This window comes from Pseudomonas sp. RHF3.3-3, assembly GCF_048069595.1.
GTDB lineage: Bacteria > Pseudomonadota > Gammaproteobacteria > Pseudomonadales > Pseudomonadaceae > Aquipseudomonas > Aquipseudomonas fuscovaginae_B.
The window spans coordinates 75,038-90,414 of record NZ_CP182250.1 but is presented as its reverse complement, the minus strand read 5'-3'; the positions used below and the strand labels follow the sequence as shown (position 1 = coordinate 90,414).

Annotated in this window: 11 protein-coding genes; all 11 read right to left on the bottom strand. The window is 65.6% G+C overall.

The window, feature by feature from the left end; all coding sequences use genetic code 11:
* Positions 1-4: 4 nt before the first annotated feature.
* Complete coding sequence (locus ACMGT0_RS00390) at positions 5-325, bottom strand: hypothetical protein (protein WP_239687951.1); 321 nt, start codon at positions 323-325, stop codon at positions 5-7.
* 109 nt (positions 326-434) lie between these two features.
* Positions 435-812, bottom strand: coding sequence for a hypothetical protein (locus ACMGT0_RS00385; protein ID WP_054057803.1), 378 nt, complete (start codon positions 810-812; stop codon positions 435-437).
* Positions 813-850: 38 nt separating this feature from the next.
* Complete coding sequence (locus tag ACMGT0_RS00380; protein WP_192842686.1) at positions 851-1,615, bottom strand: pentapeptide repeat-containing protein; 765 nt, start codon at positions 1,613-1,615, stop codon at positions 851-853.
* The gene (locus ACMGT0_RS00375) at positions 1,612-6,051 is read right to left on the bottom strand and encodes an RHS repeat-associated core domain-containing protein (RefSeq protein WP_416771042.1); all 4,440 of its coding nucleotides are present in this window, start codon (positions 6,049-6,051) and stop codon (positions 1,612-1,614) included. Before ACMGT0_RS00375 ends, ACMGT0_RS00380 begins: the two co-directional genes overlap by 4 nt.
* A 3-nt stretch (positions 6,052-6,054) precedes the next feature.
* Positions 6,055-6,480, bottom strand: a complete 426-nt coding sequence (locus ACMGT0_RS00370; RefSeq protein WP_054059470.1) for a DcrB-related protein — start codon at positions 6,478-6,480, stop codon at positions 6,055-6,057.
* A gap of 15 nt (positions 6,481-6,495) precedes the next feature.
* Positions 6,496-8,430, bottom strand: coding sequence for a type VI secretion system Vgr family protein (locus tag ACMGT0_RS00365; RefSeq protein WP_054059471.1), 1,935 nt, complete (start codon positions 8,428-8,430; stop codon positions 6,496-6,498).
* Positions 8,431-8,567: 137 nt separating this feature from the next.
* The gene (gene tssH / locus ACMGT0_RS00360) at positions 8,568-11,249 is read right to left on the bottom strand and encodes a type VI secretion system ATPase TssH (RefSeq protein ID WP_416771040.1); all 2,682 of its coding nucleotides are present in this window, start codon (positions 11,247-11,249) and stop codon (positions 8,568-8,570) included.
* Positions 11,242-12,294, bottom strand: coding sequence for a type VI secretion system baseplate subunit TssG (gene tssG, locus ACMGT0_RS00355; protein WP_416771038.1), 1,053 nt, complete (start codon positions 12,292-12,294; stop codon positions 11,242-11,244). The genes tssH and tssG overlap by 8 nt, the downstream gene beginning before the upstream one ends.
* Positions 12,258-14,117 (bottom strand): type VI secretion system baseplate subunit TssF, encoded by a 1,860-nt coding sequence (gene tssF / locus ACMGT0_RS00350; RefSeq protein ID WP_054063478.1) that lies wholly within the window; start codon positions 14,115-14,117, stop codon positions 12,258-12,260. Before tssF ends, tssG begins: the two co-directional genes overlap by 37 nt.
* Positions 14,114-14,638 carry a type VI secretion system baseplate subunit TssE gene (gene tssE, locus ACMGT0_RS00345; RefSeq protein WP_301600297.1) on the bottom strand — a complete coding sequence of 175 codons (525 nt, stop codon included), beginning with the start codon at positions 14,636-14,638 and terminating at the stop codon, positions 14,114-14,116. The genes tssF and tssE overlap by 4 nt, the downstream gene beginning before the upstream one ends.
* A gap of 149 nt (positions 14,639-14,787) precedes the next feature.
* A complete protein-coding gene (locus tag ACMGT0_RS00340; protein WP_054058362.1) occupies positions 14,788-15,276 on the bottom strand; it encodes an Hcp family type VI secretion system effector in 489 nt (162 codons plus the stop codon).
* Positions 15,277-15,377: the final 101 nt, after the last annotated feature.

Genomic DNA, 15,377 nt, shown 5'->3' with positions numbered 1-15,377 from the left:
GGCGTCAGGCGGTCATTGCCTGTGCGGGGTGGCCGGCGTCCTTGAGCAGGGCGTCGACCTTCTTCAAGTGATTGAGCAGGGCGCCGACGTTGCCGGCATTGATCAGCGTGCCCTGGGCGAAGGCCCTGTTCAACGGGATCATGGCACTGGACACCGCGTGGTTGGCCTGGGCTTCCTGCAGATTCTCCTGAAGTTGCCTGAGCATGTCCCTGAGCAGGGGATCATCCAGGGATAGCGGGGCGCCCAGGTCATGCTTCTTCAGCGTACTGACCAGCAACCCCAGCGCCACGCTGGCCCGCATCAACGCTCTTTCTCGTGCATCCATACGCCATCTCCCATGTTGACGATCCTGGTGACGACTCAAGAATAGACCACGATTGTGACCAACCCGCAAACAGAACATCGGGACGTGAAGTCGCACCCGTCTATCGACGTCAGCGGCCCACGACGGGGTAGTGCCTGATGCGGCACGGATGGCTGTTGCCATCGCCCTTGCACATGCCATCCAGATAGCGATAGTCGACCCGTACCGTCTGTCCCTTGCCGGGCCAGCGCTTGCGTGGAAGGGTGCTCTGGTAGTCGGGCGTTTCCGGGGTGAAGGTGAGGCTCGTGCCTGCCTCCGGACACTCGACCGCCGCCGATTGCGGGCTGGCCTCCAGGACCTGGGCCTGCAACTGCGGATAGGGTTGTTTCACGACCTCGGTGACGCGCAGGTCCAGGCGGCAGACCTGCCAGGTTGCGGCGTGTGCGGGGACGCACACGGTCGATAACGCCAGGGCCAGTAGCGTAGAAAGCGTGGTCTGTTTTTTCATGATCGCGCAGTGCCTGTGTGAGAGGTTCCCCGGCTGTCTCAGCCAGGTTGTTGCAGCAGCGAAATGAGCTGATCGGCGAACTCCTGTCCTTCGACCTCCACCAGGTTTTTCAGATTGAAGATGCCGCCACGCTGCATGGCCAGGTTCTTGAGTCGGCGCTTGAGCAGGTTGTTCTGCGGGCTCTCGGGTTGGCTCGTGACCTGGGCCAGGGCCTTCCTGGCGCGTTCGGCCAGATCCCGGACGTAGAGGTGGCGGCTGTCCGTCGGTGGAGAAATCTGTTCCAGGTTGCAGTTCTTGAAGGTGACGTAGTCCAGGATGCAAGCGCTGAAATCTGCCCGGAGCATGGTGTTCGGTTGCTCTGCAACGAAGTTCACTTCCTGGAGCTTGCCGGAAAAACTGCAGTTTTCCAGCTTTCCGGCGTCGAAGGTGTTGTCGATGATCTTGCAGGTGTCGAACAGGCAATCGACCAGGACGCAATCATTGAAGGGGCTTTGGCGAAAGTCGCATTTGATGAAAGTGCACTGGCGGAACACGCTGTCATTGAGGCCCGCAGCGCGGAAGTCGATGTTCCTGAAGGTGCATCGTACCAGCTCGGTGGCGCTGAAGAAGCGCGCGTTGGAGAAGTCACTCTTCTCGAATGTGCAGTCTTGCAGCAGGCTCTGGTCGAAGATCGGGTAGGCGAGGTTGGTGTTCTTCAGCTCGCATCCCTTGATCAGGGCCTGCTCGAAGCGGGTTTTCTCGGGCAGTGCCCAGTCTTCGCGCTTGACGCCCGAGAGCAGTTGCGATTCGGTTCGGTTGTTCACCACGTTACTCCTTCGTAGCCGTTTCCCCAGTCGCCGTAACGTCGCTGGTGGGTGCCTCTGGCCCAGTCAGCTTTGGTTGTCAGGTCCCACCAGGATTTATTCTTCGAATCATACACGTCGGGTAGTCGTTGACCCGACTTGGATACATTGAGGTGGGCCAACGATGGGTCCGCCTGTACGCGACGCTTGAACTCGGCATCGATCCGCTGGCCTACATACCGTCTATAGCGCGACCTGGCCTGGCCAAGGTCACCCCTGTCATAAGCCCGTTTTATCGCTGCCCGCTGTTTGACGGTAAGTGATCGTTGCGGGTTCTTGTAGACCGCCTTGCGTGCAGCGTTTGCGTGCGCCTGCAACTTTTTCGTCGTAGCGCTGCAAGGCGCCCATCCCCACGGGTCGATCCACTCGAACGGGTTGGGGGCATACTGATAGAGGTTGAAGCCACCCAGTAGCCCAATCGGATCCGGTGTGGTGAAGCGTCCGATATCGGGGTCGTAGAACCGGAACGTGTTGTAGTGCAGGCCGGTCTCACGATCCAGGTACTGGCCCTGGAATCGCAGGTTCTGCTCTTCGATGTAATAGGGCTCACGGACTTCCTCCAGGGTGTTGCCCCAGACCCTGTAGCGTGCCTGCCACAGCGTATGTCCGTCGCTTTCCGTCAGTTGCTCGGGCAGGCCGTTGAGGTCGTTGTGGTAGTAGCGCACCTTTTGCAGTGCGCCCAGCCCGTCGACACGCGCCAGCGGCTCATAACTTCCATCGTCATACAGGTACAGGCTTGTCTGGCTGTGCCGATGCTCCTGCAGCAACCGCAGCCCATCCCAGGTAAAACGTGTCTCACCCAGTGGATAACCGTGGCTGTCCTGCTCGGTCTTCTCGATACGCCGCCCCAGCGGGTCGTAGCGCATGCGCACCACGGTCTGCTTCGCGCCGTCCTGGTTATGCACCTCGATCAGCCGATGTTCGGCGTCGTAGGCAAAGCGTTGCACCCGCCGGCTACCGCTGCGCTTTTCGATCATCCGGCCGAAGGCGTCGTAGCGGTAGCGCTTGTCCTGGTAGGTCAGCAGCTTGTTGTGCACCACCAGGCCGGCGCCAGCCGCCGGGCCGTCGAGCAGGTTGGCGGCGGCGTCGTAGGCGAAGGTTTCGCTCTGGCCCTGGACGTTGTCCTGGCTGGCGAGGATCCGTCCGGTGGCGTCGTAGTGCAGCAGTTGGCGCCGGTCACCAGGGGGTTGCTGGTCCAGGCGGCCGATCAGGTTGTCGGCCGGGTCATAGTCGAAGTGCTTCTGTACCGGTGCCGGCAAGGCCGAGGGTGGGCCAGCGGGGCGGCGCAGGCGTGAGCGCAGTCGGCCGCTGCGGTCGTAGTCGCTGCGGGTGCTGAGCTGGCCTTGGGTGCGCAGAACCTCGCGGTGCAGGCGGTCGCGCTCGAAGTCGCTGATCACCTGGCCGTCGAGATTGAGCTGGTGCAGGTGCCCGCTGCCGTAGTACAGGCGGTTGATCCGGCGACCGTCCGGTAACTGCGTCTGCTGCAGGTTGCCCAGTTCATCGTAGTGGTGCTGAAGGCTGCCCGTCGCGCTCTGTTCTTCCAGCAACTGGCCAAGGGCATCGTAGGCGAAGCCCAGGCTCTGGGTCTGTCCGGCGTTGTCGGTGAAGGTCACGGCGGTCAGTTGGTCGACCGGGTCATAGCTGTATTCGGTGCGGCCATCGTCGGTGACCTTGGCCACCAGCCGGCCGACCGCATCGCGTTCAAGCCGGTGGACGATGGGTTTGACCGGCTCGCTCGGCACGGCGGCCAGCCCAGTGCCGAAGGGGGCCGGTACATACTCCAGGCGGGTGACGTCATCCAGCCCGTCGTAGGCATAACGCCGGGCGCTGCCGTCGAGGTCCTGCTGTTCCACCAGGCGGTCGCCGGCGTCCCATAGGAAGCGGTAGCTTTCACCATTTTCGTTGGTCAGCGCCATCAGGCGGCCGTAGGCGTCGTAGCTGAACTGTACCTGGCGTCCGACGGCATCGATGCGCTGGCGCACCTGGCCGCGGCGGTCGTACTGGTAGGCGGTGGTGTGGCCGGCCGGATCGACATGGCCGGTCAACTGGCCGCTGCTGTCGCGCAGGTACCGTTCGACGCGGCCGTCGGCCAACGTGGTCTGCAGCAGGTTGCCCTGGGCGTCGTGCTGGTAGGTGGTGCGTTCGCCGAGGGCGTCGGTGACCACCTGCAGGTAGCCACGGCGGTCGTAGCCGAAGCGCGTGGGGTAGCCGGAGCAGTCGATGTGCTCGGTCAGTTGCCCGAGGTCGTTCCACTGCAGCGTCTTGCTCTTGCCGCTGGCGTCGATGATCTGCACCACCTGGCCACGGGCATCGTAGCGGTACTGGGTGACCTGGCCCAGCGGGTCGGTCTCGTGGGTGCAGTTGCCGCGCGGGTCGTAGCGGTATTGCCAGCTATGCCCAGCGCTATCGGTCTCCACCAGCGGCAGGGCCCAGTGTTCCAGCCAGACGGTTGAATCACTGCGTCCTAGCGGATCGAGGCTGTCGCTGAGGTTGCCGGCTTCGTCGTAGCTGTAGCGGTACTGCCCGCCCTGGGGATCGATGGCGCCGAGCAACTGGCGCTCGTCGTTCCATTCGAACTGCCAGGTCTGGCCGAGGTTGTCGGTGTATTCGGTGATCTGGTGCTGCGGGTTCCAGCGTCGGATGCTCACGCGCTTCAAACCGTCGGTGATCCGCGTGGTGCCGCTGTCCAGGTCGTAGTCGAAGCGGTACTCGTCGCCGTCATCGGTCCAGTGGCGAATCACTCGCCATTCGCGATTGCCGACCTCGGCCCACTGGTAGAAGCAGCGCAGGCCGGTGGGCAACTGATGCTCGACCATCCGCCTGTGCTCGTCATAGGCGAAACGCCGCTGGACCTGGCCGAGGGCATCGCGGACTTCGGCCAGGTCGCCGCCGTTGTCGTAGGCGTAGCTGACCAGCACCTCGCGTTGCTGGTCGGGATACAGGCGCTCGACCTGCGCGACCCGTTGCGGCCATTGCGGGCTGTAGACCAGTTCCACTTGTACCTGATCGAAGGTGTCGCGCAGGCGGGTCAGCTTTCCCGACTCGTCGTAGTCGAGATAGAGGCGATTGTCGTTGCGATCGCCCAACTGGCTCAGGCGCAGATGAGCAGGGTCGGCCAGGGTCGGTTCGAACAGCCGGTACAAACCGTCATCGCTCTCGATCAGCAACTGGCCGTTGCCATTACGGCGCACGGCCAGGCCTTCGCCGGCGCTGAACACCGCACCGCCGAGGGGGATCGTGCCCATGTCGATGCGCCGCGCCTGTTCGTCGGTGTAGATCAGCCGTTCGCCACCCTCGGGATGCCGCTCGACATGCACGCAGACTTCATAGGGCACGCTCCAGCCGCTGCCGAGCAGGCTGCCCTGGCGTTCGTCGCGGCTGTTGTAGAAGCGCTGCCAGTCGATGGGCAGGATGCCGGGCAGGACGAAATCCAGCTCATCCGCGTCGCCCAGCACCTTGGCGCCGGTGGCGGCATGCACCGGGTTGGGCGAGCCGGCGATGGCCCGGGTCAGGGCGCCGGTGGCCTGGCTGACGACGAACGAGTTGACCCCCGACAGCAGCATGCACGGCAGGTTGCTCAGGAACTTGCCCTTGCCGCCCTTGAGCATCATCAGCACGGTCACCGCCAGGCCGATGCCCGGCGTCTTGCCGCTGCGGATCTCGCGGACCACCACCGAGTTGCCACCGATGGTCACGTTCGGCGAGATGGTGCCGGAGGACACCACCTTGCCGTCGCAGGTGCTGCGGTCGCCGCTGCGCACGGCGGGTTGGCCGTTGATGCTGACCTTTTCCGAGCCTTCGGCGAGATACTGCTGTGGCATCGGCGAGTGCTTGGTGCAGGTCACCAGGTCCAGCGGCTTGGGTTGTGTGCCGGGTGCCGGGCTGGCGACCGTGGGCCGCCACATCTGCGAGAAGAAACCCTTGGCCATGTCGAGGAAGCCGGGGCTTTCCTCCTCTGCCGCGGCTTCCTCGGGAACGTTGGCGGCCTCGCTGCCGGGCACTGCGCCAGCCGGTGCCGGCGGTGGTGCGGTGCCGGCGGCGCGCGCGGCGGGAATCGAGTTGGTCAGGGTATTTTTGGAGCCGGTCTGGATGGTCGCCTGCACCGTGGGCGGAAACAGCGCGTTGCCGATCCCCTCGCACATGTCGCTCAGGCCCTTGTCGGCGCCGGTCTTGCTCATCACCACGCCGACGATCACTCCGACCACCGCGCCCAGCAGGCAGGCGCCGAGACCGCCGGTGGCCACCGTGATGCCGGTGGCGGCCACCACCGCCGCCGTCGCCAGTGCGCCGATGGCGACGTTGGCCGCCACCTCCAGCACGCCGCCGACGATGTCGGCCATCACCGAGGTGTGTTCCAGCCCGTCTCCCAGGCGGGCGGCCCAGAGTGCGTCGGACATGGCTCAGGCCAGTGCCAGGCTGTGCTTGATCGTGGCCCAGTGGGCGGCTTCGGCATCGCCCAGCGGCTGTGCCTTGACGTAGCTGAGCGCAGTCATCTTGCGCGTGCCGGGCAGGACGAAGGCCAGCTGGAACTGGTAGACGTTGTCCGCGCCCTTGCTGTACTGGCTGCGCGATTCGATGGCATCGAGGGATTGGTCCGCACCCAGGCGCACGTCCTGGCGCGGCTGGTAGCGCAGTGCCTGGACCTGCTGTTCGAGGCGCTTGAGCTGGCTGTCGAAGTTGCTGCGCAGGTCCTCGCCGTCGGCCAGCAGGCTGCGGCTGACGATCAGCGACGTGCCCAGTTCCGGAAACTTGAGGATGTTGATCGAGGCATCGAGCAACTCGCTGTCGGGTAGCTGGAACTGGAATTCGTTGAGGCGATAGGTCATGGCGTGAAGTCCTTTTTACTTGGCCTTGGGAAAGGCCGATGCCACCTTGGCGTCGATCGTGCCTTTCACGCCGTCGCCTTCCGGGGCGGCGTCGGGGCCCTTGCCGTTGTTGAGGTGCAGGACGCCGCCGGTGTTGAACTGCGCGTCACCGCTGGCGTGGAAGCTGATCTGCACGCCGCACAGGTTGATCTGGCCGCTGGCGTTGAGCTCCAGCACGCTGGCGCCGCAGACCAGCCGCAGGTTCTCGCCGACCTCGATCAGGTAGCTCTGGCTGACGCTGTCGGTCTTGCTCTGGCCGACGGTGAGCACGTCCTGCTGCTTGACGATGCGCACCCGGTTGTTGCCGATCAGCACGGTCTCGTCGTGGCCGATGCTCTTGTTGCGGTCATTGCCCACCGAGTGGCTTTCATTGACCTCGACCACGATGTCCTGGTTGCGCTCGGCATGGATGTACAACTGCTCGGCCCCCTTCTTGTCCTCCATGCGGATTTCGTTGAAGTTGGCCGGGCTGCCGCCCTTGCTCGAACGGCTCTTCATGCCGCTCTGGGTGGCGTTGGCGGGCAGGTCGTAGGGCACTGTCTGTTCGGCGTTGTAGACCCGGCCTGTGATGATCGGCCGGTCGGGGTCGCCTTCGAGGAAACTGACGATGACTTCCTGGCCGATCCGCGGGATCTGCATCGAGCCCCAGTTCTTGCCGGCCCAGGCCTGCGACACGCGAATCCAGCAGGAGCTGTTTTCGTTGGACTGGTCGTGGCGGTCCCAGTGGAAGTGCACCTTGACCCGGCCGAACTGGTCGGTCCAGATCTCTTCGCCGGCCGGGCCGACCACCACGGCGGTCTGCGGGCCGCGGACGATGGGCCGGGTGGTGTTGGGCAATGGGCGGAAGCTCTGCTGGGCATCGATGCAGGTCAGGCTGCTTTCGAACTGCGAGCCCGCCGTGCCGGTGCCCGACTCCAGGCTCTCCTGGGCGAGGTAGTAGCGCGCGGCGACGATCAGGTATTCGCGGTTCTGGTCCTGGCGGCCGAAGCCGGTCAGGCTGAACAGGTTGCCGGCACCGATGCCGCGGGCATTGCCGTTGAGCTGCACGCGCTCGTGCAGGCTCTGGATCGCTTCGATGCGGGTGCGCGCGTAGTGCTCGCCGTCCTGGCTCTGCACGTAGCTGCCGGGGTAGTCGTACAGCGGATAGTCACCGGCGGTGTGCGGGCGCGGCATGGTCGAGCGCACGTCGATCCGTGCGCTGGGGCGCTGGAAATCGTAGTCGTTGAGTTCCAGGGAGCCGGGCTGGACTTCCTGGGCCAACTGCCAGCCGTTGAGGTGGTCGCGCTCGCGGTGCTGGCCATCCGGCGGGTAGTAGGGGATCGACTCGTAGCCGGGAGCCGGGTGGTGGGCACCGTAGGCGTCGGCCAGCACCAGTACGTGGCGGTCCTTCTCATGGCGGAAGTAGTAATAGATGCCTTCCTGCTCCATCAGCCGGCTGACGAAGTCGAAGCTGCTCTCGCGGTACTGCACGCAGTATTCCCACTCGCGGTAGGGCTGGCTGAGCACGTCTTCGAAGTCGGAGAAACCGAGGTCGCGGAACACCTGCTTGATGATCTGCGGGATGGTCATGTGCTGGAAGATGCGGCAGTCGGAGGTGCGGGTCAGCAGCCAGAGCCAGGGTCGCAGGGTCACCTGGTAGCTGGCGAACTGGCCGCTGTCGACGTTCTGGCTGCAGCGCGCGACGATGCCGTGGAAGTAGCGGCTGGCCCCGCCCTGCAATTGCAGGGAGAGGCTCATGGGTTTGCCCAGCAGCTGGTTCAGGTCGATGGCGCCGTCGTTGGAGGTCAGGTGCAATTCGTATTCGAACGGCCGCCCCAACTCCTCGCCGCCGCCCATGTCCTTGAGCAGCAGCACATCCGGCCCGAGGGGGCTGTGGACCTGGGCCAGGCGGGTGGCTTGTGTGAATAGCATCGGTTATCTCTGGGTGTTGTGGCGTCTGGGCGGGCGCTTTCGCGGGCAAGCCACGCTCCTACACGTGTTGCGTCGTACACGTGCTCTGTGTGCGACGCTGACCTGTAGGAGCCGGGCTTGCCCGCGAAGAGGCCTTCTCAGGCTTCCACGTCGCTGAACTGGTAGTGCAATTCGTTATCCCGCACGCTGATCCTCACACCCGCCAGCGGCTTGCCTTCGAGCATGCGCGTGAGGAACTCGCGGCTCATGTCCGGCAGCAGGCTGTTGGTCAGGATCGCATCGATCATCCGTCCGCCGCTCTCGGTCTCGGTGCAGCGCGAGACGATCAGGTCGACCACCTCGTCGTCGAAGTCGAAGGCGACCTTGTGGGTGCTCTCCACGCGCTTCTTGATGCGCCCCAGCTGCAGGCGGGTGATCGCCTTGAGCATGGTGTCGCTGAGCGGGTAGTACGGAATGGTCACCAGGCGGCCGAGCAGCGCCGGCGGGAAAATCTCCAGCAACGGCTGGCGCAGGGCCTTGGCGATGTCCTCGGGGTCGGGGACGTTGCCGGCGTCCTTGCACAGGTGCGCGATCAGCTCGGTACCGGCGTTGGTGGTGAGCAGGATCAGGGTGTTCTTGAAGTCGATCAGCCGGCCTTCGCCGTCTTCCATCACGCCCTTGTCGAACACCTGGAAGAAGATCTCGTGCACGTCCGGGTGGGCCTTCTCCACCTCGTCCAGCAGCACCACGCTGTAGGGCTTGCGCCGTACCGCTTCGGTCAGCACGCCGCCTTCGCCGTAGCCGACGTAGCCGGGCGGGGCACCCTTGAGGGTGGAGACGGTGTGGGCTTCCTGGAACTCGCTCATGTTGATGGTGATGACATTCTGCTCGCCACCGTACATGGCCTCGGCCAGGGCCAGGGCGGTTTCGGTCTTGCCCACGCCGGAGGTGCCGGCGAGCATGAACACGCCGATCGGCTTGCTCGGGTTGTCGAGGCCGGCGCGGGAGGTCTGGATGCGCTTGGCGATCATGCTCAGGGCATGATCCTGGCCGATGATACGCTTGCTCAGGTGCTGGTCGAGGTTGAGCACGGTTTCCAGCTCGTTGCGGGCCATGCGGCCCACCGGGATACCGGTCCAGTCGGCGACCACCGAGGCCACCGCCTGGTAGTCCACGGTCGGCAGGATCAGCGGGCTCTCGCCCTGCAGGTCGCTGAGGCGCCGTTGCAGGTCGATCAGTTTCTCGCGCAGGGCATGGCCCTGTTCGCCGCCGACATCGCTGTCCACCACGCCGGTGCTTTCACGCAGCTCGGCCCGGGTGGCGAGCAGTTCGTCGACCAGGCTCTTCTCCTCGGCCCAGCGGCTTTCCAGTTCGGCCAGGCGCTCGCGCTCGCTGGCGAGCCGTTCTTCGTTGGCGTTCCGGCGGCTGGCGGTGTCGATGCCGATGGCATGTTCGCGGGCGATGATCTGCAGCTCGGTCTCCAGCGCCTCGATACGCCGCCGGCTGTCGTCGACCTCGGCCGGTACCGCGTGCAGGCTGATGGCGACCCGCGCGCAGGCCGTGTCGAGCAGGCTGACGGACTTGTCCGGCAGTTGCCGCGCCGGGATGTAGCGATGGGACAGCTTGACCGAGGCCTCCAGGGCTTCGTCGAGGATCTGCACCTGGTGATGTTTTTCCATGGTCGAGGCGACGCCGCGCATCATCAGCAGCGCCTTGTCTTCCGACGGTTCCGGTACCTGCACCACCTGGAAGCGGCGGGTCAGGGCCGGGTCTTTCTCGATGTGCTTCTTGTACTCGGCCCAGGTGGTCGCGGCCACGGTGCGCAGGCTGCCGCGGGCCAGCGCCGGCTTGAGCAGGTTGGCCGCGTCACCGGTACCGGCGGCGCCACCGGCACCGACCAGGGTGTGGGCTTCGTCGATGAACAGGATGATCGGCTTGGGCGAGGCCTGGACGTCCTCGATGACCTGGCGCAGGCGCTGTTCGAACTCGCCCTTCATGCTCGCGCCGGCCTGCAGCAGGCCGACGTCGAGGCTGCGCAGTTCGACGTCCTTGAGCGACGGCGGTACGTCGCCGGCGACGATACGCAGGGCGAAACCCTCGACCACCGCGGTCTTGCCGACCCCGGCTTCGCCGGTGAGGATCGGGTTGTTCTGGCGGCGGCGCATGAGGATGTCCACTAACTGGCGGATCTCCTCGTCACGGCCGACGATCGGGTCGAGCTTGCCGCTGCGGGCCTGTTCGGTCAGGTCGACGGTGAAGCGCTTGAGCGCCTCCTGCTTGCCCATGGCGCTCGGCGCGATGGCACCGCTGGCTTCGCCCGGCGTGGCGCCGGCATTGAAGCCGTCGCTGGCGCCCAGGTTGTTCTCCGGCGAATCGCCGACGTACTCGTCGAAACGCTCGCTCAGGGCCTCGGCCTTGATCTTGTCGAACTCCGACGACAGCCCCAGCAGCGCATGGCGCAGGCTCGGGGTCTTGAGGATGCCGAGCACCAGGTAGCCGGTGCGCACCTGGCTTTCGCCGAACATCAGGCTGCCGTAGACCCAGCCGCGTTCCACCGCTTCCTCGACGTGGGAGGACAGGTCGGTGATTGAGGTCGAGCCGCGCGGCAGGCGGTCCAGCGCCTCGGTCAGGTCACGGGCCAGGCGTGCCGGCTCGATGTTGAACTGGCGCACCAGGCGGTGCAGGTCCGAGTCCTGCAACTGCAGCAACTGGTGGAACCAGTGGGCGAGTTCCACATAGGGGTTGCCCCGCAGCTTGCAGAACACCGTGGCGGCTTCGATGGCCTTGTAGGCGACGCTGTTGAGTTTGCCGAACAGCGCGGCGCGACTGATTTCACCCATGCTCTGTGCTCCTTGAGTGGTGGGCTGGTGTGGCGTGTTCGGCGTAATGCCGGGCCAGGATCAGGTCCCTGGCGTCCTCTTCGGGTTGGCCGACCCAGGTGTTGAAACCCAGGCGGAATTGGCCGTTGAGTTGCAGCCGGGGGACTTCGGGCTGTTCCAGGACCAGGTTGAGGTCCCAGTCCAGCTCGTGTCCCAGGTATTCGGCGACCCACGCCACCAGGTGGTGGAAGGATTCGCCATCGGGCAGCAGGCTCATGTATTCGTCGAGCTTCAGCGGGCCGAAGCGGATGCGGAACTTGTGCTGGCGGTCCCACACGTGGCGGCCGAGGCAGAAGTCCACGCCGAGCTGGTTGGCGGTAACGCCGAGACGGCTGCGTTCCGGCAACTCCAGCCACTGGCCGACGTATTCCTCGATCTCCACCGGCAGGCCGAAGTACTCGCCGAGAATGGCCTTGAGGCCGTCCGGGTAGCGGGTCTGGGCGGAGAGGTGGCCGCTGAAGTGCAGCTTGGCGGTCGGCGGAACCAGGCCCTGGTCGAGCAGGCCGGGCATGCCCCGGCCGCTGAGGGCGGCCAGGCGCCCGGACCAGTAGTCGTCGTCCGGGCGGTCATGGCTGACGGTCGGCCGCGCTTCGGCCCAGGCCCGATAGAACAGGCTCAGCAGGCGGTGGTGGAACACGTCGAGGAAGCGCTTGCTGGTGCTGTCGGCGTTGTTGCGCTGGCGCTCGCGCACGTATTCGGTGAGGTGCAGCGGCAACGGGCCGTTGGGGCCGCCGAGGCCGAAGAAGAACTGCTCCAGACGGGCCGGCGCGTTGTCGCTGGCGGGCGTCATCGAGGCCAGGGTCGCCGGGGCGAAGGCGCAGTCCAGCTGTTGACCCAGGCGCAACGGATCATCCGCCAGGCGCAGCGAATGGCCGAAGCGCGGCAGGTGCGGCGATTCGCACTCGATACGCCGCAGCGCCTGGAAGAAGTCGTATTCCCAGGGCTCGGCTTGCATCGCCGTGAGCGTGCTCACAGGGTCGGACGGCGTCCGGGCTTGGCTTTCCATCGCATGATCTCGCCGCGTTCGGTGGTTCGGATCACCGTCTCGGTAAAACTGTTGATCGACACGTAGCGTGCCAGGAAGCGTTCGAACACTGCGCCGAGGAGGAACACCCCGGTGCCGCGGAACGCGTTCTCGTCGAATTCCAGGGTGATCTCCAGGCCACGCCCGAAGACGATCGGCCCGGGCATCGGCAGCCGCCGGGTACAGGCCTTGCTGCTGACTTCGCGCAGGCCCTCGATCTGCAGTTGCAGGGCGGCATCGTTGCTCTCGCCGTACAGCCGCAGCAGCTCGCGCAGGGCCGCGGCGCCCTGGCCCTGTTCGCTCAGCGACAGGTAGTTCAGCGAGAGCTGGCTGATCAGGCGCCAGGCCTTGTTGTCGTGGGCATGGCTGGCCCGTGGCCGGCTCGGCCCGGCCAGGCAGCGCACCGCCGATACCGGGGCGCTGTCGGCCAGGGTGAAGTCGCTCTTGCCGCTGCCCACGCTCATGAACAGCGGCAGGTCGCGGTTGGTGCACAGCGCGCTGACGCCGAGCTGGCGCAGGTCGTGGCGGTAGGGTGCCTGCTGACTGTCGACCAGGCTGACGAAGGTTTCGCTGCCGATGTAGGTCGAGCGGGTACCCTTGCGCCGCTGCTCGCTGGACAGCACCCGCGGCTCGCGGCGCAGGATGTAGTAGGCCTGGTCGCGGCCGTAGCGCGACGGATCGCGCACGGCGTAGAAGGGCAGGAATGGCTGGTCGGGCCCGGTGCCGTGGCCGGTGACGCCGGTCAGCGAGTGGATCTCGAAATCCATCGGCCGGGTGCGGTCGGCGATCACATGGTGTTCGTTGACCCGTTCGGACAGGTGGATGCGGTCCAGGCGGCGCGGGAACAGGTTGATCGCCGGGGTGCAGAAAGGCACGAACTGGGCGGTGTCGACACTGCTTTCCAGGCTCGGGTCGAAGCGCTCGAACAACACGATCAGTTCCAGCTCCTGGCCGCTGCAGCGCTTGACCGCCCGGCCCAGCCCGCTGAAGTCGACGAACAGGTAGCGCTGGGGCAGGGCGAAGTATTCCTGCAGCAGGCGATAGCCCTGGAAGGCCTGGGCCACCACCGGCATTGCCGCTTCGCGGTCGTCGAAGCCGCAGGAGCGCAGGGCGTCCTGGGGCAGGCGCTCGACCCAGTCGCCGCCCGGAGCCCGGGCGAAGACCGCGCAGGCATTGCCCAGCAGTTGTTCGTAGAGGCGGAACGGTTGCTCGTCGGCACCATTGAGGTACAGCGGCAGGTTGTCCAGGTCGAGCTGGTTGAAGGGCAGCTCGGCGCCGGTGCGCAGGGTCAGGCGCAGGCCGGCCTTGGCCTTGGGCTCGCTGGCGGCCAGGCGGCCGAGCACGGTTGCCGGGTTGCCGAAGTACTCGGCCTGGCTGACCTGCAGCGGCCACAGCGTCACCGCATGGGCGGTGCGGTACTCGCAGGAGGTCTGGGTGTCCTTGCCGAGGGTCGCGCGCAGCACGCTGTCCCGTGGCAGGGTGAAACCGCTGGCCAGCGAACCCTCGTCGGGATCGGTCTGCAACTGCACCACGGTCATCGACGGCGTCGGTGCCAGGTAGTGCGGGTAGGCGATTTCCAGCAGGTTGTGGGTGAAGGTCGGGTACTCGGCGTCGAGCTTGAGCTGCACACGCGCGGTGAGGTAGGCGAAACCTTCCAGCAGGCGCTCGACATAGGGGTCGGCGCAGTCGATCCCGGACAGCGTCAGGCGCCCGGCGATCTTCGGGTATTCCTTGGCGAACTCGGCGGCACTTTCGCGGACGTGCTGCAGCTCCTGGTTGTAGAGGTCGAGCAGGCGCGGGTTCATGAACGTCTCCGTTGCTCGGCCGGGACCACGCGGACATGGCCGGACTCCAGGTCGAGGTCGGTGCGCAGCAGCAGCGGCAGGGGCGCCGGCAGGGCCCACAGGTCGCCCTCGATCTCGAAGCTCAGGGCGTTGTGGTTCATCTCGCCGTAGGCAACCTGGGCGCGGACCCGCAGGGTGCTGGCCAGGATGCGTGGCTCGAACGTGGCGATGGCCTTGTGGATCAGGCTTTCCAGCGCCGGGATATCGATGCTCGAGGCACTGTAGCCGGCCAGTGCCGGCAGGCCGTAGTTGACCACCGAGGTGCCGGCCGGGGTATGCAGGGTGGCGTCGGCGTCGAGCAGCGAGGTGGTATTGAGCAGCCAGGTCAGGTCACGCAGCACCGAGGCCTTGAGTTGGCTCAGGGACAGCACGCGCTTGTCCGTGCCTTCCTGCGGGTGGCCGGGGTCGTCGTCGGTCAACCGGTCGAGCAGCGACGGTTGCAGGCGTTCGCGCAGGGCGAAGTCGCTGGGCACGCTGCTCATCGTGCGACGTCACAGGAACTGGACGCTGCGGGGCGGCAGCTCCACGGATCGGGAAGCGCAGGCTTGGCCATGCTTGGACACCGGCAATGAATCGAATTCGGGGGTGTTGCGCCAGGTGCCCCCGACGCCGGGCGTCGGGGGCACGAGGATCACATCTTGGTGTTCGAGCGGATGTTCCAGCCGAACTTGACCGGGCCGCCCTGCTTGGAACCGTCGGCCTTCTGCTCCTGGTACTCGACCTGGACCTGGGCGAAGTTCAGGGTGACGTTTTCGGTCAGGCGATCATCGCTGCCCGAGCCGCCGGTGCTCAGCGAGGTGATCAGCACTTCGCTCAGGTCGATCTTCATGTACTCGACCTGGCTTTCGCCGCCGGCCTTGCGCACCACCAGGGTGACCTTGTCGACGTGCTTGCCGCTGGCGCAGTGCATCATCAGGTTGGGCGAGGACTTGTCGACGTACTTGGTCAGCGACAGGTCCTGGATGTTGACCTTGCCGGCGCCACCGCCACCGCCCATGTGCATGTTGCCGGACTGGGACATGCCCCAGCTCCAGTTCAGGACGTCGATTTCGTCCTTGTGGGCCTTGTCCATGGACTCGCCCTTGATGTCACCGATCTTGATGAAGATATCAACAGCCATGTTTTCTCCAGTGTGGTCTGCACCACGAGGTTGTTAGCCAGGACCTGCCGTCGATGGCGAGGTCGCCGTTATTACGGGTGACGCCTTCCCCGTATGGGAGC